The 22,405-nt window shown below is 66.4% G+C and carries 19 protein-coding genes; 12 read left to right on the plus strand and 7 right to left on the minus strand.

The window, feature by feature from the left end:
* Positions 1-76: 76 nt before the first annotated feature.
* From phnD to phnE, 3 genes are read left to right on the plus strand one after another with little or no spacing between them, the layout of a single operon-like run.
* Entirely contained in the window at positions 77-955 is an 879-nt protein-coding gene (phnD, locus tag AC1DVA_RS14505) for a phosphonate ABC transporter substrate-binding protein (protein WP_265051722.1), read from the plus strand.
* A gap of 30 nt (positions 956-985) precedes the next feature.
* Positions 986-1,798 (plus strand): phosphonate ABC transporter ATP-binding protein, encoded by an 813-nt coding sequence (phnC, locus tag AC1DVA_RS14510; protein ID WP_265051723.1) that lies wholly within the window; start codon positions 986-988, stop codon positions 1,796-1,798.
* A gap of 18 nt (positions 1,799-1,816) precedes the next feature.
* The gene (gene phnE, locus AC1DVA_RS14515; RefSeq protein WP_265051724.1) at positions 1,817-2,620 is read left to right on the plus strand and encodes a phosphonate ABC transporter, permease protein PhnE; all 804 of its coding nucleotides are present in this window, start codon (positions 1,817-1,819) and stop codon (positions 2,618-2,620) included.
* Between the two features lie 177 nt (positions 2,621-2,797).
* Here phnE and AC1DVA_RS14520 read toward each other — a convergent pair whose 3' ends face one another.
* Positions 2,798-3,676, minus strand: coding sequence for a LysR substrate-binding domain-containing protein (locus AC1DVA_RS14520; protein ID WP_476806293.1), 879 nt, complete (start codon positions 3,674-3,676; stop codon positions 2,798-2,800).
* A 108-nt stretch (positions 3,677-3,784) separates the two neighbouring features.
* On the opposite strand from AC1DVA_RS14520, the gene AC1DVA_RS14525 reads away from it, so the two are divergent.
* The 7 genes from AC1DVA_RS14525 to AC1DVA_RS14555 all read left to right on the plus strand — a co-directional run bounded on the left by AC1DVA_RS14525 (position 3,785) and on the right by AC1DVA_RS14555 (position 12,523).
* Positions 3,785-4,930, plus strand: a complete 1,146-nt coding sequence (locus AC1DVA_RS14525) for a 2-aminoethylphosphonate--pyruvate transaminase (RefSeq protein WP_476806294.1) — start codon at positions 3,785-3,787, stop codon at positions 4,928-4,930.
* Positions 4,931-4,941: 11 nt separating this feature from the next.
* Entirely contained in the window at positions 4,942-6,195 is a 1,254-nt protein-coding gene (gene phnA, locus AC1DVA_RS14530; RefSeq protein ID WP_476806295.1) for a phosphonoacetate hydrolase, read from the plus strand.
* Position 6,196: 1 nt separating this feature from the next.
* Positions 6,197-7,648, plus strand: coding sequence for a phosphonoacetaldehyde dehydrogenase (gene phnY, locus AC1DVA_RS14535; protein WP_476806296.1), 1,452 nt, complete (start codon positions 6,197-6,199; stop codon positions 7,646-7,648).
* Between the two features lie 109 nt (positions 7,649-7,757).
* Positions 7,758-8,777, plus strand: coding sequence for a putative 2-aminoethylphosphonate ABC transporter substrate-binding protein (locus AC1DVA_RS14540; RefSeq protein ID WP_265051729.1), 1,020 nt, complete (start codon positions 7,758-7,760; stop codon positions 8,775-8,777).
* Positions 8,778-8,908: 131 nt separating this feature from the next.
* Positions 8,909-10,000: a putative 2-aminoethylphosphonate ABC transporter ATP-binding protein gene (locus AC1DVA_RS14545; RefSeq protein ID WP_476806297.1), complete on the plus strand. Its 1,092-nt coding sequence runs from the start codon at positions 8,909-8,911 to the stop codon at positions 9,998-10,000.
* Positions 9,997-11,712 (plus strand): putative 2-aminoethylphosphonate ABC transporter permease subunit, encoded by a 1,716-nt coding sequence (locus AC1DVA_RS14550; RefSeq protein ID WP_476806298.1) that lies wholly within the window; start codon positions 9,997-9,999, stop codon positions 11,710-11,712. Before AC1DVA_RS14545 ends, AC1DVA_RS14550 begins: the two co-directional genes overlap by 4 nt.
* Positions 11,713-11,785: 73 nt before the next feature.
* A complete protein-coding gene (locus AC1DVA_RS14555) occupies positions 11,786-12,523 on the plus strand; it encodes a metallophosphoesterase family protein (RefSeq protein ID WP_476806299.1) in 738 nt (245 codons plus the stop codon).
* A 16-nt stretch (positions 12,524-12,539) separates the two neighbouring features.
* Here AC1DVA_RS14555 and AC1DVA_RS14560 read toward each other — a convergent pair whose 3' ends face one another.
* Positions 12,540-13,409, minus strand: a complete 870-nt coding sequence (locus AC1DVA_RS14560) for a LysR substrate-binding domain-containing protein (RefSeq protein ID WP_265051733.1) — start codon at positions 13,407-13,409, stop codon at positions 12,540-12,542.
* 129 nt (positions 13,410-13,538) lie between these two features.
* Here AC1DVA_RS14560 and pbfA point away from each other — a divergent pair, with 129 nt between their 5' ends.
* Positions 13,539-14,900 (plus strand): (R)-1-hydroxy-2-aminoethylphosphonate ammonia-lyase, encoded by a 1,362-nt coding sequence (pbfA, locus tag AC1DVA_RS14565; RefSeq protein WP_265051734.1) that lies wholly within the window; start codon positions 13,539-13,541, stop codon positions 14,898-14,900.
* An 11-nt stretch (positions 14,901-14,911) separates the two neighbouring features.
* Entirely contained in the window at positions 14,912-15,922 is a 1,011-nt protein-coding gene (locus AC1DVA_RS14570; protein ID WP_476806300.1) for a 2-hydroxyacid dehydrogenase, read from the plus strand.
* On the opposite strand, the gene AC1DVA_RS14575 is transcribed toward AC1DVA_RS14570, so the two are convergent.
* From AC1DVA_RS14575 to AC1DVA_RS14595, 5 genes are all read right to left on the minus strand, one after another.
* Entirely contained in the window at positions 15,872-16,816 is a 945-nt protein-coding gene (locus tag AC1DVA_RS14575; protein WP_476806301.1) for a bifunctional 5,10-methylenetetrahydrofolate dehydrogenase/5,10-methenyltetrahydrofolate cyclohydrolase, read from the minus strand. The two genes, AC1DVA_RS14570 and AC1DVA_RS14575, sit on opposite strands and share 51 nt — an antisense overlap.
* Positions 16,817-16,883: 67 nt before the next feature.
* Positions 16,884-17,756, minus strand: coding sequence for a formyltetrahydrofolate deformylase (purU, locus tag AC1DVA_RS14580; RefSeq protein WP_476806330.1), 873 nt, complete (start codon positions 17,754-17,756; stop codon positions 16,884-16,886).
* A 26-nt stretch (positions 17,757-17,782) separates the two neighbouring features.
* Positions 17,783-20,218: a GcvT family protein gene (locus AC1DVA_RS14585; protein WP_476806302.1), complete on the minus strand. Its 2,436-nt coding sequence runs from the start codon at positions 20,216-20,218 to the stop codon at positions 17,783-17,785.
* Between the two features lie 73 nt (positions 20,219-20,291).
* On the minus strand, positions 20,292-21,062 hold the full coding sequence (locus AC1DVA_RS14590; RefSeq protein ID WP_265051738.1) for a DeoR/GlpR family DNA-binding transcription regulator: 771 nt from the start codon (positions 21,060-21,062) through the stop codon (positions 20,292-20,294).
* Between the two features lie 336 nt (positions 21,063-21,398).
* Positions 21,399-22,367, minus strand: a complete 969-nt coding sequence (locus AC1DVA_RS14595) for a M14 family metallopeptidase (RefSeq protein WP_265051739.1) — start codon at positions 22,365-22,367, stop codon at positions 21,399-21,401.
* Between the last annotated feature and the right edge of the window lie 38 nt (positions 22,368-22,405).

Consider the following 22,405-nt stretch of genomic DNA (forward strand, 5'->3'; position numbering starts at 1 on the left):
ATTTCGCGGATCCGGGCAATCGCGCCCTTCGTTCACCGGCAAGGTCAAAGACCACCGGCTCATCTGGGAGGATGACATGAACATATCGCGTCGGAAGATCATCACGAGCGCTCTCGCCGGAGCAGGCGCTGCGCTGGCCATGCCGAACATCGGCCGTGCCCAGACGAAACTGATCAAGGTCGGCCTGATTCCCTCCGAGGATTCGCGCGCCATGCTCGAATCCAGCCAGCAGCTTCTGGACGCGCTGGAGAAGAATCTCGGCATCAAGGTCCAGGGCTTCGTCGCCTCGGACTATAACGGCGTCATCGAGGCGATGCGCTCGAGCCATGTCGACGTCGCCTATCTCGGACCGTTCTCCTATGTGCTCGGCACGACGGTGGCGCCGATCGAGGCTTTCGCCACGGCGGAAACGGCGAAATCCGGGCGGACCTTCTACCACAGCCAGATCATCACCCGGAAAGACAGCGGCATCAAAGAGGTCAAGGACCTGAAGGGCCGCACCTTCGCCTTCGTCGATCCGTCCTCGACCTCGGGGCACCTCTTCCCCAAGGCCGGGCTGATGAAGATCGGCTTCGATCCCGAGAAGGATTTCGGGCGCGTGCTCTTCACCGGTTCGCATGATGCGAATGCGCTCGCCGTCGCGAACAAGCGGGTCGACGCCGCGACGATCGCGGACCGCATCTTCGATGCGGCCGTACAGAAGAAGCTGGTCGATCCTGCCGACATCCACGTCGTCTGGCGTTCCGATCCGATTCCGGAGTCGCCGACCTGCTGGCGCAAGAACCTGCCCGATGATCTGAAGCAGCAGATCAAGGGCGCCTTCCTGAACATCCGGGACATCACCTGGGCCGATCAGGGCAAGCTCAACCGCTTCGTCGAGACCAACGACCAAGCCTACGACATCATTCGAGACACGGCCAAGGTGCTGAAGCTCGACCTGGTCAAGATGAAGTAGTCGCCCAGCGCGACCGGCGGAGGATCTCGGATGATCAAGATCGAAGGCCTGAAGAAGTCGTATGCCGGGCGCCCCGTTCTGCAGGGTATCGACCTCACCGTGAAGGCCGGGGAATTCCTCGTCGTTCTCGGCCCGAGCGGCGCCGGCAAATCGACGCTGCTGCGCTGTATCAACGGCCTCGCGCAGCCCGATGCGGGGCGAACCGTGATCGACGGCATGGTGTTCGATGCGAAGCGCCGCGCACGGGGCTCGCGCCCCGTCGCGATGATCTTTCAGCACCATAATCTGGTGAAGCGCCTGTCCGTGCTGAAGAACGTGCTGGTCGGCCGCATGGCCGGCCTGTCGTCCATCCTCACCATGCTGCAGCTCTTCCCCAAACGGGACGTCGAGATCGCGATGGAGGCGCTGGCGCGCGTCGAGCTGCCGCATAAGGCGAATTCGCGCGGCGACCAGCTCTCGGGCGGCGAGCAACAGCGCGTCGGCATCGCCCGCGCGCTGGCGCAGCAGCCGGCGGTGATCCTCTGCGACGAGCCCGTCGCCAGCCTCGATCCGAAGACCTCCCGCGTCGTCCTCGGTTACCTCAAGGCGATCTGCAAGGAGGAGGGCATCGCGGTGATCTGCAACCTCCATCAGGTCGATTACGCCGTCGAATTCGGCGAACGCATCGTCGGCCTGAGCGGCGGCAAGGTGATCTTCGACGACACGCCGGACCAGCTGACGACGGAGATCGTGCACAAGATCTACCCCGGGCTGGAGGATCCCGGCATCAGCCGCGTGCTGAAGCCGCGGCCCGCACCGCAGCCCGCCGTCATCACCCCCATGGTCGCCGTCGCGACGGCTTGAACGAGACAGGATCCGGCCATGTCATTCGGTAGCTTGCAACTCGTCATGCGTCCGCCCCAAGGCCGTTTCGGCTGGTGGGGCGTCGCGCTCGCATCCCTCGCGATCGTCGCCTTCCTCTGGTGGGCGGCGATCGGTTCGCAGATCAACGCGACCAATCTCTGGAACGGAATCCCCTATATGTGGGACTTCCTGGTCCGGATGACGCCGCCCAATCCCGAGTTCCTCGAACGGCTCTGGAAACCGGCCCTCGAAAGCCTGCAGGTCGCCGTCTGGGGCACCCTGCTCGGGGTCGTCCTGGCGCTGCCGATCTGCTTCTTCGCAGCGCGCAACCTGACCCCGAGCCCGGCCGTCTTCCATGCGACGCGGCAATTGCTCAACTGCATGCGCGGCATCAACGAGATCATCCTGGCGCTGATCTTCGTGGCGGCTATCGGATTGGGCCCCTTCGCCGGCGTGCTCGCGCTCGCCATCCACGGTGCCGGCATGCTCGGCAAGTTCTTCGCCGAGGCGATGGAGGATATCGACGAAGGGCCGCTGGAGGCCTTCCGCTCGGCCGGAGTCGGCCCGTTCCAGACCTTCTTCTTCGGCGTGTTGCCGCAGGTCCTGCCGACCTGGCTCGGCACCATCTTCTACCGGCTGGAGACCAATGTCCGGCAGTCGACGGTGCTCGGCATGGTCGGCGCCGGCGGCATCGGCTTCGAGCTGGTATCCTCGATGAAGCTCTTCAAGTACCAGGACACCGCCACCTGCATCCTCGTCATCCTCGCGATGGTGCTGGTGGCCGACCTGGTCTCGTCTCGCGTCCGGGCGCTGATCCGCTGACCGGCGCGGCAGGGATTTCGATCTGAGCCTGCATCCGAGGGTTGGGCGCAAGCGGGCGGACTTATGCCCGTCCGCAGTGCGACGGCCAGCCGCTGCTCGGGCCTCGTGATCGGAATGAGCGGCAGCTTGCCGATCATGGCGCAAACCCGCTGCCGCCGCAGCGGGTTTGAACGTCGCCTAGACCCCATCGATGATTTGCGGGACCGTCTCGAAGAAGCTCCGGACCAGCGGGAGCCGCCGCCGCTCCGCCCGGCAGGCGACATACTCCCCGACGCTGAAATCGGCGCCCGTCAGGATCAGCCGCTTCAGATTCGGCTCGGGCCTGAACTCGGCTTCGAAGACGACGCCGATGCCGAAGCCGGCGGCGACGGCCTCCCGGACGGCTTCGCGGGACTGCACTTCGAGCAGGTTCATCGGCTTGACCCCGGCCATCGAAAGCCGGTTCTCGAAAACCTCCCGGGTGATGGATCCCCGCTCGCGCAGGACGATATCCTGGCCGGCAAAGGCCTCGATCGGGATGCTGTCGTGCCGCGCCAGCTCGTTATCCGCCGCGATGAACGCGACCAGATGATCCGATCGCAGCTTGATGCTGTAGATGCGCGGGTCGGAGTTCGGGCGGGCCGTTATGGCGACATCGGCCGCGAAATCCATGATCTGGTCGACCACTTCGGACGAGTTGCCGATGGTGAGGGAAAAGGTCAGGCCGGGGTAATTCGCGCGCATCCTGGCCAGGGCCGGCATGACATGCGTCGCGCTATCGGCCGCGATGCGCAGGTGACCGCGCTGCAGGGTTCGCGTGCCCGCCAGGAGCGCCTGCGCCTCGTCCTGCGCGGTGAACAGCCGTGCGGTAATCACGAAGAGGCTTTGGCCGAGCGGCGTCAGCCTGACGTGCCGCCCCATCCGGTCGAAAAGGCGCACGCCATACGCATCCTCGAGCGCCTTCACCTGCGCCGACAGCGTCGGCTGGCTGAGATTGCGGGCCTTTGCCGCGCCGGTGAAGCTCTCGGCTTCGGCCACGGCATGGAACGCGGCAAGGCCGGAATAACTGACGATCATTGCTATAGATCCTGTCTATAGATGACATGCAAACGATGTATTGGACCTATGTCAAGGCGGCGTTCTAGCGTGGGCCATCCGCTGAAGAAACAAGAGCGAGACCGCGCCATGGCCCAAGTCCGACGCCCCGCAACCTCCGAGACCGGCGATCCGCTGCTCCTGACGCCGGGGCCGCTGACGACCAGCAAGGCCATCAAGGAGACGATGGTTCATGACTGGGGCTCCCGCGACGCCACATTCGTCGGAATCAACAAGGCGGTCATGGACGAGCTGCCCAAGGTCATCCACGGCGAAGCGGATTTCGTCACCGTGCCGATGCAGGGTTCGGGCACCTTCGCCGTCGAGGCGATGCTGACCACTTTCGTGCCCCGTGACGGCAAGATCCTGGTCCTGATCAACGGCGCCTATGGCCAGCGCGCCAAGCGCATCCTGGAGATCGCGGGTCGCTCGGTGGTCGCTCATGAGACGGCCGAGGACACGCCGCCGGATCTGGCGGAGATCGACCGCATGCTGGTCACCGATACCGGCATCACCCATCTCTTCGCGGTTCACTGCGAGACGACGAGCGGCATCCGAAACCCGATCGAGGCCATCGCGGCGCTGGCCAAGCGCCATGGCCGCCGGCTGCTGGTCGACTCGATGAGCGCCTTCGGAGCCCTGCCGCTCGACAGCCGCGAGATATATTTCGACGCGGTCGCGGCGTCGTCGAACAAGTGCATTCAGGGCGTGCCCGGGCTCGGCTTCGTCATCGCCCGCAAGAACGCCCTCGCCGAGACCCAGGGCAACGCCACCACGCTCGTGCTCGATCTTCACGACCAGCATGCCGGTTTCGAGCGCACCGGCCAGTACCGCTTCACCCCGCCGATCCACGTCATCGTCGCCTTCCACGCGGCGCTGCAGGAGTTCTGGGCCGAGGGCGGCGTTGCCGGGCGCGGCGAGCGCTATGCCGAGAACGCCCGCATCCTGATCGAAGGCATGGAGGGGCTCGGTTTCCGCACGCTGCTGCCGGCCGCGCGGCAGGCGCCGATCATCGTCACCTTCCACATGCCGGAGGACAAGCGCTTCGTCTTCCAGCGCTTCTACGACGCGCTGAAGGACGCCGGCTACGTGATCTATCCCGGCAAGCTCACTGTGGCCGACAGCTTCCGTATCGGCTGCATCGGGGCGCTCGGCGCTCAGGACATGCGGGCCTTCGTCGCCACCGTGTCGGATGTGCTCGCCGAGATGGGCGTCGGCCTGAAGTCGGCCGCTTGAGGGAGGTGATGATGAACATGCATTCGAAGGTCGGATCGGATGTCGTCGCGAACGGCCGGGGCTATGCCCGCCCGCAGCGTCCGACAGTGGTGATCTGCATGGACGGCTCGGAGCCGGCCTATATAGAGGCTGCCAGCGCGAAGGGGCTGACGCCCAACCTCGACCGGATCATGCGGACGGGCGCGAGCACGCATGCCTATTCGGTGATCCCGAGCTTCACCAACCCGAACAACCTCTCGATCATCACCGGCCGTCCGCCGGCGGTCCACGGCATCGCCGGCAACTTCTTCTACGACCGCGAGGCGAAGGAAGAGGTGATGATGAACGATGCCCGCTTCCTGCGCGCGCCGACCATCCTCGCCGAGTTCCAGAAGTCTGGCCTCAAGGTCGCGATGGTCACCGCCAAGGACAAGTTGCGCACCTTGCTCGGCAAGGGCCTCGACTTCACGACCGGCACCGCCATCGCCTTCTCCTCGGAGAAGGCCGACAAGGCCAACAAGGCCGAGAACGGCATCGAGAGCGTGCTCGACTTCGTCGGCATGCCCGTGCCGTCGGTCTATTCGGCCGATCTTTCCGAGTTCGTCTTCGCCGCCGGCGTCAAGCTGCTGGAGAGCTTCAAGCCGGACCTGATGTACCTCTCGACCACCGACTATGTGCAGCACAAGGCGGCGCCCGGTTCGGAGATGGCCGACAGCTTCTACGCCATGTTCGACGGTTATGTCGGCAGGCTCGACGCGCTCGGCTGCACTCTGGTCATCACCGCCGACCACGGCATGAACGACAAGCACCTCGCCAATGGCGAGCCAGATGTCGTCTATCTCCAGAGCCTGATGGATGAATGGTACGGCAAGGGCACGATGCGCGTGATCCTGCCGATCACCGATCCTTACGTGGTCCATCACGGCGCGCTCGGCTCCTTCGCCACGGTCTATCTGCCTGATGGCGCCGACCAGGTGGAGGTCGCAGCCCGCATCTCCGGCCTCGACGGCATCGCGCTGGCGGTCACTGCCGCCGAGGCTTGCGAGCGCTTCGAACTGCCGGCCGACCGGATCGGCGATGTCGTGGTCGTCTCGACGCGACAGAAGGTCATCGGCACCTCGCCCGACCGGCACGATCTCTCCGGCCTGACCGAGCCGCTGCGCTCGCATGGCGGCATCACCGAGCAGCGCGTGCCGATGATCGCCAACCGGCCGATCACCGTCCCCGAAGGACGGGTCCTGCGCAATTTCGACGTCTTCGACGTCGCCCTGAACCTGGTGAACTGAGATGAACGCGACGGTGAGGCCGCCGGTGCGGCGCGAGGCGATGCGCATCGCCGGCAAGCTGGTCACGACCGACGACATGCTCGAGGTCAAGAACCCCTATGACGACAGCGTGGTCGGGCTGATCCCGGCCGCCCGTCCCGAGCATGTGCGCGAGGCCTTCGCCCAGGCGAAGGCGTTCAAGCCGAAGCTGACCCGCTACGAGCGCCAGCAGATCCTGCAGAAGACGGCCGAACTGCTGCGCGACCGCAAGGAGCTGTTCGCGAAGCTGATCACGGCGGAAGCCGGCCTGTGCTGGAAGGATTCGCTCTATGAAGCGAGCCGCGCCTATGACGTCTGGTCCTTCGCGGCACAGCTCACCATCAAGGACGATGGCGAGATGTTCTCCTGCGACATCTCGCCGAACGGCAAGGCGCGCAAGATCTTCACCACGCGCCAGCCGCTGCTCGGCGTGATCTCGGCGATCACCCCGTTCAACCATCCGCTCAACATGGTCAGCCACAAGCTGGCCCCGGCGATCGCGACCAATAACCGGCTCGTCCTGAAGCCGACGGAGCTGACGCCGCTGACCGCACTGGCGCTGGCCGACGTGCTCTACGAGGCCGGGCTGCCGCCGGAGATGCTCTCGGTCGTCACCGGCAATCCCTCGACCATGGGCGATGCCATGATCACCGATCCCGACGCTGATCTGGTGACCTTCACCGGCTCGGTCAGGGTCGGCAAGCACATCGCCGCCCATGCCGGCTACAAGCGCATCGTGCTGGAACTTGGCGGCAACGATCCGCTGATCGTCATGGAGGATGCCGACCTCGACAAGGCGGCGGAGCTCGCCGTCACCGGCGCGACCAAGAACTCGGGCCAGCGCTGCACCGCGGTGAAGCGCATCCTCGTCGTCGAGAGCGTCGCCGACGCCTTCTCCAAGCTGGTGGTCGAGAAGGCCAGGAAGCTGAAATGCGGCGACCCGATGGACCCGGAGACCGATGTCGGCTGCGTCATCAACGCCCGCTCGGCCACGCTTTTCCAGGCTCGCGTCGACGATGCGGTGAGCAAGGGTGCCGAGGTGCTCCACGGCGAGCGGGCCCAGGGTGCGCTGTTCCATCCGACGGTGGTCGACCACATCCCTTATGACTGCGAGCTTGTGCACGAGGAGACCTTCGGCCCGGTGATCCCGATCGTCCGGGTGCCCGACGACATCGCTGAAGTCATCCGGATCTCGAACTCGACCGCCTACGGCCTGTCCTCCGGCGTCTGCACCAACCGCTTCGACTACATCCAGCGCTTCATCGCCGAGCTCGAGGTCGGCACGGTCAATATCTGGGAGGTGCCGGGCTACCGGATCGAGATGTCCCCCTTCGGCGGCATCAAGGATTCCGGCCTCGGCTACAAGGAAGGCGTCGTCGAAGCCATGAAGAGCTTCACCAACGTCAAGACCTGGTCCCAGCCCTGGACCGCCTGAAGGCGAAGAACGACCGAAGCCGGCGGCTCGACCCGCCGGCTTTTCCAAATCCAGGGGAATGAAGCGCCGGAAGAGTGCCCAAACTGAACGTAACGAGGGGATGAGAACAATGAAGAGCTGGCTTGCTTCCTGTGTTATCGGCGCTTTCGCACTCGCACTTCCGGGCGCTGCGCAGGCACAAAAGACGAAGGTGACGATCTACACCGCGCTGGAGAACGACCAGCTCGGGCCGTTCAAGGCTTCCATCGAGAAGGCCGTGCCCGACGCGGAAGTGGTCTGGGTCCGCGATTCCACCGGCGTGATCACGGCCCGTTTCCTGGCCGAGAAGGACAATCCGCGTTCCGACATGGTGATGGGCCTCGCCGCGTCGAGCCTGCTGATGTTCGAGAAGGCCGGCCTGCTCGAAACCTACAAGCCTGCCGGCGCCGATGCGCTGAAGCCGGTCTTCCGGGACGGCAACGCTCCCTACACGTGGACCGGCATGGACGCCTATCTCGGCGTCGTCTGCTACAACACCGCCGAAGCCAAGGGCGTCGCGGTACCGAGCTCGTGGAAGGACCTGCTCAACCCGGCATTCAAGGGCAAGATCGTGATGCCCCATCCGGCGTCCTCCGGCACCGGCTATCTGATGGTCGCGGGCTGGCTGCAGAGCATGGGCGAGGCCGAGGGCTGGAAGTTCATGGACGGGCTGCACGAGAACATCGCGGCCTATCTGCATTCGGGTTCGGCGCCCTGCGTCCAGGCGGCGCGCGGCGAGCGCACCATCGGCCTGGCTCTCGACATGCGCGGCGCCGCCGAGAAGACCAAGGGCGCGCCGATCGAGGTCGTGATCCCGAAAGAGGGCGTAGGCTGGGAGATGGAAGCGAGCGCCATCGTCAAGGGCTCGAAGAACCTCGCCGTCGCGAAGAAGATCGCCGACTGGTCGACGACCAAGCAAGCGAACGAGCTCTACTCGAAGACCTATGCCATCGTGGCTGCGCCGGGCGTCGAGAACAAGCCGACGAACTACCCCGCCAACGCCGAAGCCGGGATGATCAAGAACGACCTGTCCTGGATGGCGGATAATCGTGAGCGTGTGCTCGCCGAATGGTCCAAGCGCTACGAATCCAAGGCCGCGCCAAAGAACTGAAGGCTGCCAAACCGCCCCGACCCGCTGAAGCGGGCGGGGCGGTACGGCTTATGCAAGCGCGGGGGTGACGGACTCAAGCCCTTGCTGGCCCTCCAGGCATAGTGCCGGGCGTTCAGAGGAAGGTCTTTACGATGACCACGAACACGAACCCTTTTCTCTCGATCCGCAAGGTCGCGAAGAGCTTCGGCGCCTTCCAGGCCCTGCGCAGCATCGATCTCGACATTCGTCGTGGCGAATTCGTCTGCTTCCTCGGCCCTTCCGGCTGCGGCAAGACGACCCTGTTGCGGGCGATTGCCGGCCTCGATCTTCAGGACAGCGGCAGCATCCATATGGGCGGGCGCGATGTGTCCCGCGCGAGCCCGGCGGAACGCGATTTCGGGATCGTCTTCCAGTCCTACGCGCTGTTTCCCAATCTGACGGTCACGGACAATGTCGGCTACGGCCTCGTCAACCGCCGCCGTCCTGCGCGTGATATCGCCCGCCGCGTCGACGAGCTTCTGGAACTGGTCGGCCTCACGGATCAGGGGAAGAAATATCCCATCCAGCTTTCGGGCGGGCAGCAGCAGCGCGTGGCCCTCGCCCGCGCGCTCGCGACCTCGCCGGAGATTCTCCTGCTCGACGAGCCGCTCTCGGCGCTCGACGCCAAGGTCAGGGTGAGGCTCCGCGACGAGATGCGTTCGCTGCAGCAGCGTCTCGGCGTGACCACGATCATGGTCACGCACGACCAGGAGGAAGCGCTCGCTATGGCCGACCGCATTGTCGTGATGAGCAACGGCGCCGTCGAGCAGGTGGGCACCCCGGAGGAAATCTACCGCCGTCCGGCGACGCCCTTCGTCGCGGACTTCGTCGGCCACATGACCTTCCTCGATGCGATCGTTACCGGCCCGGGCCGTGTGCGTGTCGATGAGCTCGATCTTCTCGTCGCCAATGCCGCGCCCTTCGCGGTGGGCACGCCGGTGCGGCTCGCCATGCGCCCCGAGGAGGTCCGCACCCGCAGCATCACCGCCGACACGCCCAACAGCTTCGAGGCGCGCATTGGCGATCTCGCCTTCCTCGGTTCCTATTGCCGGGCGCATCTGGAACCGACCGGCTCCCGCACGACCCGCATCGCGGCCGATTTCTCGACCAATGCGATGCGCGATCTCGGCATCTCGCCCGGACAGGTGCGCGCGGTCGCCTTCCCGCCGGAAGCCCTGCACGTCTTTGCGGGGAGCGGACGATGAGCGACGCCGCTCGTCCGCTCGCCATGACCGCGCCGGCCGTGAAGGTGTCGCCGCCTCGCATCAGCGAGCGTCAGGTCGCCGGGGCGCTGATCCTGGCGCTCTGTGCCGTGCTCGTCCTCATCATCGCCCTGCCGCTCTGGGCGCTGCTCTCCAAGAGCCTCGAGGATGTCGACGGCCGCTTCGTCGGGCTGGCGAACTTCGTCAGCTATGCGACGACGCCGACGCTGCTCTCCTCGCTCACCAACAGCCTGTTCGTTGCTAGCATAACCACGGCGATCGTGGTCCCCGTCGCCTTCCTCTATGCCTATGCCCTGCGCCGGAGCTGCATCCCGGGCAAGGGCCTGTTCTATGCCGCGGCGATGATCCCGGTCTTCGCGCCCTCGCTGCTGTCGGGCCTGGCGCTGATCTACATCTTCGGCAACCAGGGCATCCTCAAATCCTGGATGATGGGCGCCTCGCTCTACGGACCCGTCGGCATCATCGCCGCGGAAGCGCTCTACAGCTTTCCCCACGCCATGCTGATCCTGGTCACGGCGCTCGCACTGTCCGACGGGCGTTTGCGCGAGGCGGCCGAGGCGATGGGCACCACGCGCTGGCGGATCTTCCGCACGATCACCCTGCCGGGTGCGCGCTACGGCGTGATCAGCGCCGCGTTCGTGGTGTTCACCCTCGTCATCACCGATTTCGGCATTCCCAAGGTGATCGGCGGGCAGTTCGGCGTGCTCGCGACGGACGCCTATCGGCAGGTCGTCGGCCAGCAGAACTTCCCGATGGGCGCCGTTGTCGGCATCATCCTGCTGGTCCCGGCCGTGCTCGCCTTCTTCGCAGACCGCGTGGTCCAGCGGCGGCAGAGCGCAATGCTCTCGGCCCGGGCCGTGCCCTATGCGCCGCGCCCGGACCGGCGCCGGGACCTCACCTTGCTCGGTTTCGTCGCGGTGATGGCGCTCGCCATCGTCGGGCCCTATGCGATCGCGTTCTGGGGCTCCTTCGTCAAATACTGGCCCTACAACCTCTCGCTGACGCTGGGCAATTACGACTTCGCGGCGGTGGAGCCCGACGGCTGGGCCACCTATGGCAACTCGCTGCTGCTCGCCTCGCTGACGGCGGTGATCGGCACGGCGCTGATCTTCACCGGCGCCTATCTGATCGAGAAGGTGAAGCTGTTTCCGCAATTGCGCGCCTTCGCCCAGTTCCTGGCGATGCTGCCGATGGCGGTGCCCGGCCTCGTGCTCGGCCTGGGCTATGTCTTCTTCTTCAACGCGAACTGGAACCCGCTCGGCTTCCTCTATGGGACGCTGACGATCCTCGTGATCAACACCGTCGCGCATTTCTACACGGTCGGGCACATCACGGCGCTGACGAGCCTGAAGCAGCTCGACGGCGAGTTCGAGTCGGTCTCCGCCTCGCTGAAGGTGCCGTTCTGGTCGACCTTTCGGCGGGTGACCGCGCCGATTTGCCTGCCGGCGATCCTCGACATCGCGGTCTATGTCTTCGTCAACGCCCTGACCACGGTCTCCGCCGTGATCTTCCTCTATGGCGCGGATACCAAGCTCGCCTCGATAGCGATCGTGCATATGGACGAAGCCGGGGCGATGGCCTCCGCCGCTGGCATGGCGAGCGTCATCATGCTCACCGCCATCGCCGTCAAGCTCGCCCATGCCGGCCTCGACCGGCTTGTCTTCGGCCGCCTGCAGCGCTGGCGCGACCGCTAGCGGTGCCGGCGTGACAGGGCGGACGGCGAGATAGATCCTTCGTTGTCTCGACTGTCCAGCTGAGGATCCAGACATGCGCCTTGGCGTCATCGCCGACATTCACGGAAACCTGCTGGCGCTTGAGGCCGTCCTTGCGAAGCTGGATGATCTCGGCGTCGACCGGATCGTCAATCTCGGCGACTGCGCCTCCGGCCCGCTCTGGCCTGCCGAGACCGTGGCGCTGCTCCGGTCGCGCGGGATGAGCCATGTCCGCGGCAATCATGATCGTGCCCTCGGTGCTCCATCGCCGGAGGGGCTCGGAGCGTCCGACGGTTTCGCATGGCGCGCGCTCGACGCCGATGCGCGCAGCTGGCTTGCTGGGCTGCCGGTCGAGCTCAGGCTCGGAGAGGCATTCTGCTTCCATGCCAGCCCGGGCTGCGACGACACCTATCTGATGGAGGAGGTCCGGGACGGCCGCCTCCTGCCGGCCCCGATCGCCACCATTGAGGAACGGCTGGCAGGGCAGGCGGCGCCCCTGATGCTCTGCGCCCACAGCCATCTCGCCCGCGCCGCGCGGCTGGGCTCGGGAACCATCGTCCTCAACCCCGGCAGCGTCGGAAACCCGGCCTACCACTCGCTGGGGCCGGCCCATGTCGCCGAGAGCGGCTTGCCCCACGCCCGCTGCGCCGTGGTCACGACCGGAGCCGGCATCGCGGCGGAACTGTATCTCGTCGACTATGATTGGGAGAGGGCGGCGCGCGAAGCGGAGGCGAACGGCCGCCGGGACTGGGCCTACGCCCTGCGGACGGGCCAGGCGCTGCCTGGGGGCTGAAACCGGCGCGGCGCCGTCAGGTCCGCGTCGCACGCGCCATGTCGAAGAACGCCTTGATGGTCTTGCTGTTGCGGCGCTCGTGCAGGCAGATCAACTTCTCCTGCATCGCGAGCGGAGGGCCGTCGAGCGGGAGCCGGACCAGCGCAGGATCGTCGTCGCCGAACTCGGCAGCCGACACGAAGCCTATGCCTCCACCCGCCGCGACGATCGCCCGCACGGCCTCCCGCCCTTCCGCTTCGACGGCGCAGTGCAATGCGACTCCGCGCTCCGCCGCGCGCTGCTCAAGCAGTTGGCGTGTGCGCGAGCCCGGCTCGCGCAGCACCAGCGGCCAGGCTTCGAGCTCTTCGAGCGAAAGGCTTTTCCGGCCGGCGGCCGGATGGCTGCGGGCGGCGAAGGCGATGATCGGCGAGACGTTGAGCGGCAGCACCTCGAACGGCCTGTCATCGGCCAGCTCTCCGAGGACGCCGACCTCGGCATCGTAGCCGATCAGCGTATCGACGACGCTGCCGGTATTGCCGCGCGAGATGCTGATCTGGATGCCCGGATGGCGCTCGCGGAACGCCGTCAGCACGTCGAGCACGTGATGGACGGAGTCGGCGACGATGCGCAGCGCGCCGGACCGCAGCGAGCGCTCTTCCTGCAACATGTCGAGCGCCTCGGCTTCCGCTCCGAACAGCCGGTGCGTCAGGGCCAGCAATCGCCGGCCGGCCGCCGTGAGCACGACCTGCCGGTGACTCCTGCTGAACAAGGCGACGTCGTACTCCTCCTCCAGCCGCCTGACCTGGTCGGAGATTGCCGGCTGCGTGAGGTGCAGGGCTTGCGCCGCCTTCGAGAAGCCGCCGGCCATCGCGACATGATGGAAGGCGCGGAGCTGGACGTAGCGCATGGAAAATGTCCGGAAGCGATGTATCGTCAAAATTTATAATAGCATCTGAATTAACGATTTTTCAGATCGAAGGGAAATCGGCCATCTTCACCCTCGACCGGCCGCGAGAGCCGCGACAAGGGACACGTCATGCAGGCCGGAACCGCCACGATCATCCATACCGAAGGCGAGTCGAATACCTCTGTTGCGCGCAGCGGCTGGACGGCGGCCATCACCGATACCGGAACGCGGGACCTGCTGGCGCGGGACGCGAACGCCTTCCTGCATCAGAGCCTGTCGAGCCCCTGCCTGACCGCCATCGCGAAGGCGGAGGGCATCTGGATCGAGGATACCAATGGCCGCCGCTACATGGATTTTCACGGCAACAGCGTCCACCATATCGGCTACGGGCATCCGCGCCTGAAAGAGGCGATCAAGGCGCAGCTCGATGCGCTGAGCTTCGCGCCGCGGCGCTTCACCTGCGAGCCGGCAGTCGAGCTCGCCGAGACGCTCGGGCGGCTGGCGCCGGGCAGTCTCGGCAAGGTGCTCTTCACCACCGGCGGCTCGGACGCGATCGAGGTGGCGCTGCGGCTCGCCCGCGCCGCGACCGGCCGGTTCAAGACGCTGTCCTTCTGGGATGCGTTCCACGGCGCCGGCTTCGGAGCTTCCAGCGTCGGTGGCGAGGCGACCTTCCGCTCCGGCATCGCCGGCCCCCTCCTGCCGGGCGCCGAGCATGTCGCGCCCTGGGGCAGCCGCAACTGCGCCTATGGTCATGACAGCCTGGAGGAATCGGCCCGCGCCTGCGCCCGGATGATCTCCTATGTGCTGGCAAAGGAGGGCGATATTGCCGCGGTCGTCGCCGAGCCGATGCGCGCCACGCCGTCGCCGCCGGCACCCGGCTTCTGGAAAAGCGTGCGCGAGGCCTGCGACCGGCACGGCACGCTGCTGATCTTCGACGAAATCCCCACCGGGCTCGGCAAGACCGGGCGCTTCTTCGCCCATGAACATGACGAGGCCGAGCCCGACATGGTCGTCCTCGGCAAGGCGCTGGGCGGCGGCATCCTGCCGATTGCCGCCGTCATCGCCCGGCGCGAGCTCGATGTCGCCGGAGGCTACGCCATCGGCCACTACACCCATGAGAAGAACCCGGTCACCACCCGCGCGGCCCTGACGACGATCAACATCATCCGTGAGGAGGGGCTGACGGAGCGGGCCGCGGAACTCGGCGCATATGCAATGGCGCGGCTGCGGGCTTTCGGTGAAGGCTGCCCGGCCGTCGGCGACGTTCGCGGGCGCGGGCTGCTGTTCGGCGTGGAACTCGTCTCCGACCGTAACGACTTCACGCCGGACAATGGCCTGGCCGAGCGCGCCTATTATCGCTGCCTCGAAGCCGGCCTGAGCTTCAAGATCAGCCAGGGCAACGTGCTGACCCTGTCCCCGCCGATGGTGATTACCCGCGCCGAGCTCGACTGGGCGCTCGGCATCGTCGAGCAGGCTATCCTGGCGGGCTGAGGAGCATGGCGATGAAGGCGGTCCGCACCGACCGGGAACTCGAATGCCCTGAGATCGACGAGGGCCTGCGCGCCCGCGGCGTCGAGCTCGTGACGCTGCCCGACGGCATATCCGAGGAGGCGTTGATCGCGGCGGTTGCCGACGCCGACCTGCTGCTGATGTGCTACACGCCGGTCACGGCCAGGGTGATCGCCGCGGCGAAGCGGCTGAAGGGAATCGTCAAATACGGCGTCGGCATCGACGCGATCGATATCCCCGCCGCGATCGCGCGGGGCATCCCCGTCGTCAACGTACCCGAATATGCCGAGGAGACGGTGGCCGAGGGCGCTTTCGCCCTGATGATCGCGCTGGCGAAGCGGATGCCGGCGATCAGCCGCGCCGTGCAGGAGGATGGCTGGGTCTGGCCGTCCGGGCGTTGGCTCGGCTGCGATCTCAGCGGCAAGACGCTTGGCATCGTAGGCGCAGGCAAGATCGGCAGCAGCATGGCCCGCATGGCGGGGCTGGGCTTCCGCGCCCGGGTACTCGGCTACGACCCGCACGTCGATGCGGCGGCCATGGCCATGCGGGGCATGGCGAAGGTCGACGATCTCCACACGATGCTGAGGCAATGCGATGTCGTTTCGCTGCATTGCGTCCTCAACGACGCGACGCGCCATCTTCTCGGCCGCGAAGAACTCGCCTGCCTCAGGCCCGGAGCTATTCTCGTCAATGTCTCGCGCGGCGGGCTGATCGACGAAGCCGCTCTGGTCGAAACCGTCCTCGCCGGCCGTCTCGGCGGGGTCGGGCTCGACGTCTACGGCCAGGAGCCGCTCGCCCGGGAGGGGCATCCGCTCAGCCCGCTGTTCGGGCGCGACGACGTGATCCTGTTCCCGCACCTGACCTTCTTCACCGCCGAGGCAATGCAGCGATTGACGGAAGATACGCTCGCGCGCTGCTTCGAGATTCTCGATGGGCGCACGGTGCGGGTCCGCTCACGCGATCCGCGCCTGCTGGCTCAGGCGGGCAATATTGTCTTTGCCTGAACCGTCGGCTGGCCGTCCGGGCATCGGGCGCGCAGCCGCGCTTGCTGCGATCCGCTCTGCCGCCGAGACCGTGTTGACCAGCAGCATGGTCACCGTCATCGGGCCGACGCCGCCGGGAACGGGCGTGATGTAGGACGCCTTGGCTCTGACGGCGTCGAAGTCGACATCGCCCTGCAGCTTGCCCTGCGGGTCGCGGTTGATGCCGACATCGATCACGACGGCTCCGGTGCGGACCATCTGCGCTCCGATCAGCCCGGCGACGCCGGCCGCCACGACCAATATGTCTGCCAGGATAGTGTACTGAGCGAGATCGCGCGTCTTGGCGTGGCACACCGAGACGGTAGCGTCGCGCGCCATCATCATCAGCGCCATCGGCTTGCCGACGATGTTGCTGGCTCCGACGATCGTGACGTTGCGGCCCTCGACCGGAATCGCAGCGTGATCGAGCATGCGCATCACGCCATAGGGCGTGCAGGGCGAGAAGACCGTCCTGCCGACGACGAGGCCGCCGACATTGTAGAGATGGAAGCCGTCCACATCCTTGTCGACCGAGATCGCCCGCAGCACGGCGTGGATATCGTGATGGGGTGGCAGAGGGAGCTGGACGAGGATGCCGTGAACATCGGCGGCAGCGTTCAGGCGCTCGATCTCGGCAATGAGCTCGTCGGCCGAAATTCCCGCATCGAATGCGACGAGCGTGGATTGGATGCCGATTTCGGCGCAGGCGCGGATCTTGTTCGCCACATAGACGCGCGAGGCGGCATTGTCGCCGACGAGGATCACCACCAGATGCGGGACGACGCCGGCTCTGGCGGCGAGCGCGGAGACCCGCGCGGCGGTTTCGGCACGGATGTCGCGCGCGATCTCGCGGCCGTCGAGGATCCTGGCGCTCAAGTGAACCTCCGATGGTGGATGGCACTGCGCTGCGGTCGGCGGCGAATTTCACCGGCACGCGCGGCTCCTAGCGGAAGATGACCGTGCGTCGGCCGGCCAGCATCACCCGCCGTTCGATGTGCAGGCGTAGCGCACGCGCTAGGACCACTGCCTCGATGTCACGCCCGACGCTGACGAGATCGTCAGGCGCGAGCGAATGATCGGCGCGGGCGACGTCCTGGTCGATGATCGGGCCTTCGTCGAGATCGGGCGTCACGTAATGCGCCGTCGCCCCGATCAGCTTCACGCCGCGCTCATAAGCCTGATGGTAGGGCTTGGCGCCCTTAAAGCTCGGCAGGAACGAATGGTGGATGTTGATCGCCCGCCCGTCGAGCGCGCGGCAGAGGTCGTTGGACAGCACCTGCATGTAGCGGGCGAGCACGACCAGCGACGCCTCGGTCTGCGCGACGATCTGCAGCAGCTTTGCCTCCTGCTCCGCCTTGGTCGCCGCCGTGACGGGCAGGTGGTGGAACGGGATGCCGTAGTTCTTCGCCAATGGCTCGAAATCGCGGTGGTTCGAGACGATCGCCGGAATCGTGATGTTGAGGTTCCCCGTCGCCTGGCGGAAGAGCAGGTCGTTCAGGCAATGGCCGAAGCGCGAGACCATCAGGACGACCCGCTGCGGGCGCGTTGCGTCGATGGCGTCCCAATTCATGCGGAAGGTGCCGGCGACGCCGTCGAATTCGCGCCGGAAGGCGGCCTCGTCGAAGCGCTCGCCCGCAGCAAAGGCGACGCGCATGAAGAAGCGGCCGTCGCGCGGATCGCTGAACTGCGCGCTCTCCAGGATGTTGCAGCCGTGCCGGTAGAGCACCCCGCTGACGGCGTGCACGATGCCGGGCCGGTCCTCGCAGGACAGGGTTAGGATACGGGCTGGCTTCTGCACGACGATGTCCCGGGGCATGGCGGGCGAGAGCGGCGTGAGATCGGTCATGCCCGCGCTCCGCGTGCCGGCTTGCGATCGAGCGGCGCCGCAAGACTGGCGGTGACGGGTATTGCCGTGCCCGCGAGGTCGATCGCCCATTTGCGCGCGTTGAGCCAGGCCTGGTCGATCGGCCCATCGCTCTCGGCCCAGCCGAGCGCAACGATACCGTCGAGGGTCGCGCCGAACGCCGCCGAGGTGATCTCGCCGACCGGCTTGCCATCGGCCAGGATCGCCTCGCCGCCCCAGGCCATCTGGCCGTCCGGACGAGGGCCGACGAGTGCAATCAGCCGCTTGGTACGCGGCGCGGCGCGGGCGGCGACGAGAGCATCGCGGCCAAGGAAATCGCCCTTGTCCAGCTTCACGGCGAAGCCGAGACCGGCCTCGTAGGGATTGACGTCCGGCGTCAGCTCGCGGCCCCAGGCACGGAAGCCCTTCTCGATGCGCAGCGAGTCGACGGCATAGTATCCGACATCGACCAGGCCGAGATCGGCGCCGGCCTCGTGCAGCGCATCGTAGATGGCGGGCGCGAATTCGATGGGAACATAAAGTTCGAAGCCATCCCCCAGATAGGAGCGGCGGCAGGCCCAGCTTGTGGCATAGCCGATCGTGATCTGCCGGATCGCGTTGGCCGGGAAATCGGCGAGGTCGAAGGAGGCCGGCGAGACGCGGCGGAGTATCTCCCCGACCTTGGGGCCGGCGAGCGACAGCACGGCATAGGCCGAGGTCACATCCGTCAGCGTCACGCCCTCCGGGAGCTGGCGCCTGATCCAGTGCGCGTCGCGGGTCGCCTGGGCCGTGCCGGTCAGAAGGAGATAGGTGTCGGGCCCGATGCGGGCGGCGGTGAGATCGCTCTCGAAGGTGCCGCGCGCGTTGAGCAGGGCGGTGTAGACCGAGGTGCCCACCGGCACGGCGACATCGTTGGCCGCCAGCCGCTGCAGCGCAGCTTCGGCCTGCGGCCCCTGCAGCAGGAACTTGGCGAAGCTGCTCATGTCGACGAGCCCGGCCGCCTCGCGGCAGGCGCGATGCTCGGCCGCGACCGTATCAAACCAGTTCTGCTGCCCGAAGGAATAGCGGATCGTGCGCTCGTCCTCGTCGCGGGCAAAATAGTTCGCGCGTTCCCAGCCCATCTTGGATCCGAAGACGGCCCGCTTGGCCGCGAGGCGCTCATAGAGCGGCGAGCGCCGGAAGGGCCGGGCGGTATCGAGCTCGCGGTTCGGCCAGGGCATGGCGTAGTGGAGGCCGAGCGTCTCCTTGATCCGGTCCTTCAGCCAGGCCGGGTTGTTGTTGAAATCGGCGAAGCGGCGGATGTCGACGGGCCAGAGATCGCTTGTCGCTTCGCCCTCGACGATCCATTCGGCGAGCGCCTTCCCGGCACCGCCGGCCGAGGCGATGCCCATCGAGTTGAAGCCGGCGCCGACATAGATGCCGGCGACCTCAGGGGCCTCGCCAAGAAGGAAGTTGTTGTCGGGCGTGAAGCTCTCGGGGCCGTTGAGGAACGTCTTGATCTCCGCCGTCTCCAGCGCCGGCACCCGCTGCAGCGCGTTCTCCATCAGGATCGAGAACTGGTCCCAGTCATCCGGCAGGAGCTGGAATTCGAACGGATAGGGAATGCCGTCCATGCCCCAGGGCTTCGCATCCGGCTCGAAGCCGCCCATGACGAGGCCGCCGACCTCCTCCTTGTAGTAGGTGTAGCCGTCGGGATCGCGCATCACCGGCAGGTCCGGCGTCACGCCCTCGATCTTGCCGGTGACGATGTACATGTGCTCGGCCGAGTGCAGCGGCACCGACACGCCGCACATCTGCCCGACCGCACGCGACCATTGCCCGGCGCAGATGGCGAGGACCTCGCATTCGACCCGGCCCTGGTCGGTGAGAACCGCCTTGACCCGCCCCTTCTCGGTCTCGACGCCAAGGACGCGCACGCCCTCCCGCACGATCGCGCCGCCTTTGCGCGCGCCGCGCGCCAGCGCCTGGGTGATGTCGGCCGGGTTCGCCTTGCCGTCGCCGGGGAGCCAGACGCCGCCGACGAGATCGTCGGTGCGCATCACAGGCCATTTGTCGCCGGCCTCCTTCGGGCTGAGCTCCTCGATGTCGACACCCTGCGCGCGCGCCGCCGAGATCGTCCGGCGCAATTGCGTCATGCGCTCGGGCGTGCGGGCGACGGAGACCGAGCCGCAGCGCTTCCAGCCGGTGGCGAGTTCGGTCTCCTGCTCCAGCGAGGCGTAGAGCTCGGTCGAGTAGCGGATCAGCCGCGTCATGCTCGACTGGCTGCGCAACTGCCCGACAAGACCGGCCGCATGCCAGGTGGTGCCCGAGGACAGGCGCCCCTGCTCGAGCAGCAGCACGTCGCGCCAGCCGAGCTTGGTCAGGTGATAGGCGACCGAACAGCCGATGATGCCGCCGCCGATGATGACGACGCGAGATTGGGTGGGAATGGACATGAGGGCCTCCACGATAGAGGCACGCTAATGCATCGAGTCACATAAAACAACAAAAACCACAAAAACGGGCAAATTATCCAGCGAGCACGCGGACCCCGTTTTCGGCGAGCTTCGCGGCGATGGAATCGGGCGGAAGCCGGTCGACCAGCAACCCCGCGCAAGCCTCCTCGCCGGCGATCCGGCTGGGCAGGACAAGCCCGAACTTGCTGCTGTCGGCCATCAGGAAGCCCTGTTCGGCGGCGTTCAGCAGGGCGCTTCGGGTAGCGGCTCCGGCGCGGGTGTAGTCGGTGAGCCGCCCTTCCGCATCGACGCCGCCGACGCTGACGAAAGAGAGATCGGCCGAGAGGCGGGCGATCGCGCGCAGGGCCTCGGCGCCCGAGGTTGCATCCTCGTTGCGGTCGAACTCGCCGCCGATCAGGAAGACCCGGGCGTCCGGCAAGCGGCTGATAAGGCGCGCATTCTCGAGCGACGTCGTGTGGACGATCAGCCGCTTGTGGTCCGAGCGCGCCAGCGCGCGCGCCACCGCTTCGGTCGTGGTGCCGGAATCGAGCAGGATCGTCATGCCGTCGCCCAGCATCGAGACCGCCACACTGGCGATCCGCTCCTTGCCCTCGCGGTTCACCGACCGGCGGCTGGCGAAGGATGCTTCCGAACGCTCGTTTCGAATGGCCCCGCCATGGACGACCGACAGCAGACCGTCCGCCGACAAGACCTTGAGGTCGCGCCGGATGGTCTCTCGCGAGACGTCGAGGGCCCGGGCCAGCTCCTCGACGGTGACGGATTCCAGCCTGTCGAGATTGTCGAGGATGGCGCGATGCCGTCGCGCTGCGATGTCGCGTGTCATGGAAACGAGACCAGGGATCTTAGCCGACGGGGGAAACCCCGACTGCCTTATGTCGTTGGCGGGCCCTTGGCAATCGAACGACCATGGCGGGTGCAACACTGGTCTGGCGTGCGAAACCCGCTTCGGCTTTCAAAAGCCGCTCGCATCCGGAAGATCGGATATTCGGAAACAAGATGCTGATGTTGGAGGCCGATGCGTCGCCCGTCCATCGAACGCACCGCCGGTTGCGCTGCGTTCGAGGATCGGTTGCGCGATGAAATGCGCCCGGCCACCTGTCCTTAGGCAGGACGCCGGACGACCCAATAGTGCGTCGCAGTCATCGTGAAGGATAGTGGCTCAGCCCTGTAGGAGACTTCCGATATTCCCTACCAGCTGGCCCTTGGCAGCGAATGCGTGTTCGGTCTGACGCAAAATATAACCTGACGCCGGAGCTGCGATCTCCACTGCAACTGCCGATTGCCCCGCGGTCCGGTGCAATCGAGCGACGCATTGGCCCTTCTCGACCCGGTCCCCGAGCGCCACGCAATGCTCCACAAGGGCGGCAAACGGCGCCAGATACTGCCCTTCGGCGCCCGCAGTGAAATGCACCCCGGTAAACGCGGTCGGCTCCAGCTGCGGCTTGATCGCGCCGAAATCGGCCAGAGCGCGCAAGAGCCCTTCCTCCATGATCGCCAATTCCGCGGACTTCATCCGCCCGCCGCCACCCTCGACCTCGATCGAGGCGAGGCCGGCGAGCTTGGCAGCGCCGCAAGCCGTCTCGTCGATGCCGTCGACATGCTGGACGAAACGATAGCCCCAGGCCTCCATCAGCCGATTGAGCCGGGCATCGTCGACCACGCTTTTATCCGTCGCGAACCCGAACACCATCGGCACAACCGAGACGTCGCCACCTCCGGCATGGACATCGATCAGCAGGTCGACGGCCGGAAAGAGGCGCTTCGTCACGAACGCGCAGAGCCGTTCCGTCGGCGTGCCGTCCTCCTTGCCGGGGAAGTAGCGGTTCATGTTCTGGCCGTCGAAGGGAGAGAGGCGCTTGCCCTTCTGCGCCGCCGGGAAGTTGAGCGAGGGAATGATGATGACGCGTCCGGTGACGTCGGCCGGCTCCAGACGCTCGGCCAGCCGGCGCAGCACGATCTGGGCCTCGTATTCATCGCCATGGATGCCGCCGAGAAGCAGGACCGAAGGCCCTTCGCCATTGTTGATGCAGCAGAGGATTTCACCCTCGATCCCATCCAACGAACCCGCGACCGGGCCGAGATCGTAAACGGATTTGCCGGGGCGGGCGGCGTCGAAGTCGGTGAGCATGAAGTCCAATTCCTGTCCTGCGGGAGATGCGGACAGCG

This window comes from Allobosea sp. P4_C6, from assembly GCF_056402015.1.

Bases quoted from the DNA above. Each gene is read 5' to 3' on its own strand.
- phnE (WP_265051724.1), top strand. From the start codon at position 1,817: ATGTCATTCGGTAGCTTGCAACTCGTCATGCGTCCGCCCCAAGGCCGT.
- AC1DVA_RS14585 (WP_476806302.1), bottom strand. From the start codon at position 20,218: ATGTCCATTCCCACCCAATCTCGCGTCGTCATCATCGGCGGCGGCATC.
- AC1DVA_RS14545 (WP_476806297.1), top strand. From the start codon at position 8,909: ATGACCACGAACACGAACCCTTTTCTCTCGATCCGCAAGGTCGCGAAG.
- AC1DVA_RS14555 (WP_476806299.1), top strand. From the start codon at position 11,786: ATGCGCCTTGGCGTCATCGCCGACATTCACGGAAACCTGCTGGCGCTT.
- phnA (WP_476806295.1), top strand. From the start codon at position 4,942: ATGAACATGCATTCGAAGGTCGGATCGGATGTCGTCGCGAACGGCCGG.
- AC1DVA_RS14570 (WP_476806300.1), top strand. From the start codon at position 14,912: ATGAAGGCGGTCCGCACCGACCGGGAACTCGAATGCCCTGAGATCGAC.
- pbfA (WP_265051734.1), top strand. From the start codon at position 13,539: ATGCAGGCCGGAACCGCCACGATCATCCATACCGAAGGCGAGTCGAAT.
- purU (WP_476806330.1), bottom strand. From the start codon at position 17,756: ATGCCCCGGGACATCGTCGTGCAGAAGCCAGCCCGTATCCTAACCCTG.
- AC1DVA_RS14550 (WP_476806298.1), top strand. From the start codon at position 9,997: ATGAGCGACGCCGCTCGTCCGCTCGCCATGACCGCGCCGGCCGTGAAG.
- AC1DVA_RS14520 (WP_476806293.1), bottom strand. From the start codon at position 3,676: ATGATCGTCAGTTATTCCGGCCTTGCCGCGTTCCATGCCGTGGCCGAA.
- AC1DVA_RS14590 (WP_265051738.1), bottom strand. From the start codon at position 21,062: ATGACACGCGACATCGCAGCGCGACGGCATCGCGCCATCCTCGACAAT.
- AC1DVA_RS14560 (WP_265051733.1), bottom strand. From the start codon at position 13,409: ATGCGCTACGTCCAGCTCCGCGCCTTCCATCATGTCGCGATGGCCGGC.
- phnC (WP_265051723.1), top strand. From the start codon at position 986: ATGATCAAGATCGAAGGCCTGAAGAAGTCGTATGCCGGGCGCCCCGTT.
- phnY (WP_476806296.1), top strand. From the start codon at position 6,197: ATGAACGCGACGGTGAGGCCGCCGGTGCGGCGCGAGGCGATGCGCATC.
- phnD (WP_265051722.1), top strand. From the start codon at position 77: ATGAACATATCGCGTCGGAAGATCATCACGAGCGCTCTCGCCGGAGCA.
- AC1DVA_RS14540 (WP_265051729.1), top strand. From the start codon at position 7,758: ATGAAGAGCTGGCTTGCTTCCTGTGTTATCGGCGCTTTCGCACTCGCA.
- AC1DVA_RS14525 (WP_476806294.1), top strand. From the start codon at position 3,785: ATGGCCCAAGTCCGACGCCCCGCAACCTCCGAGACCGGCGATCCGCTG.
- AC1DVA_RS14595 (WP_265051739.1), bottom strand. From the start codon at position 22,367: ATGCTCACCGACTTCGACGCCGCCCGCCCCGGCAAATCCGTTTACGAT.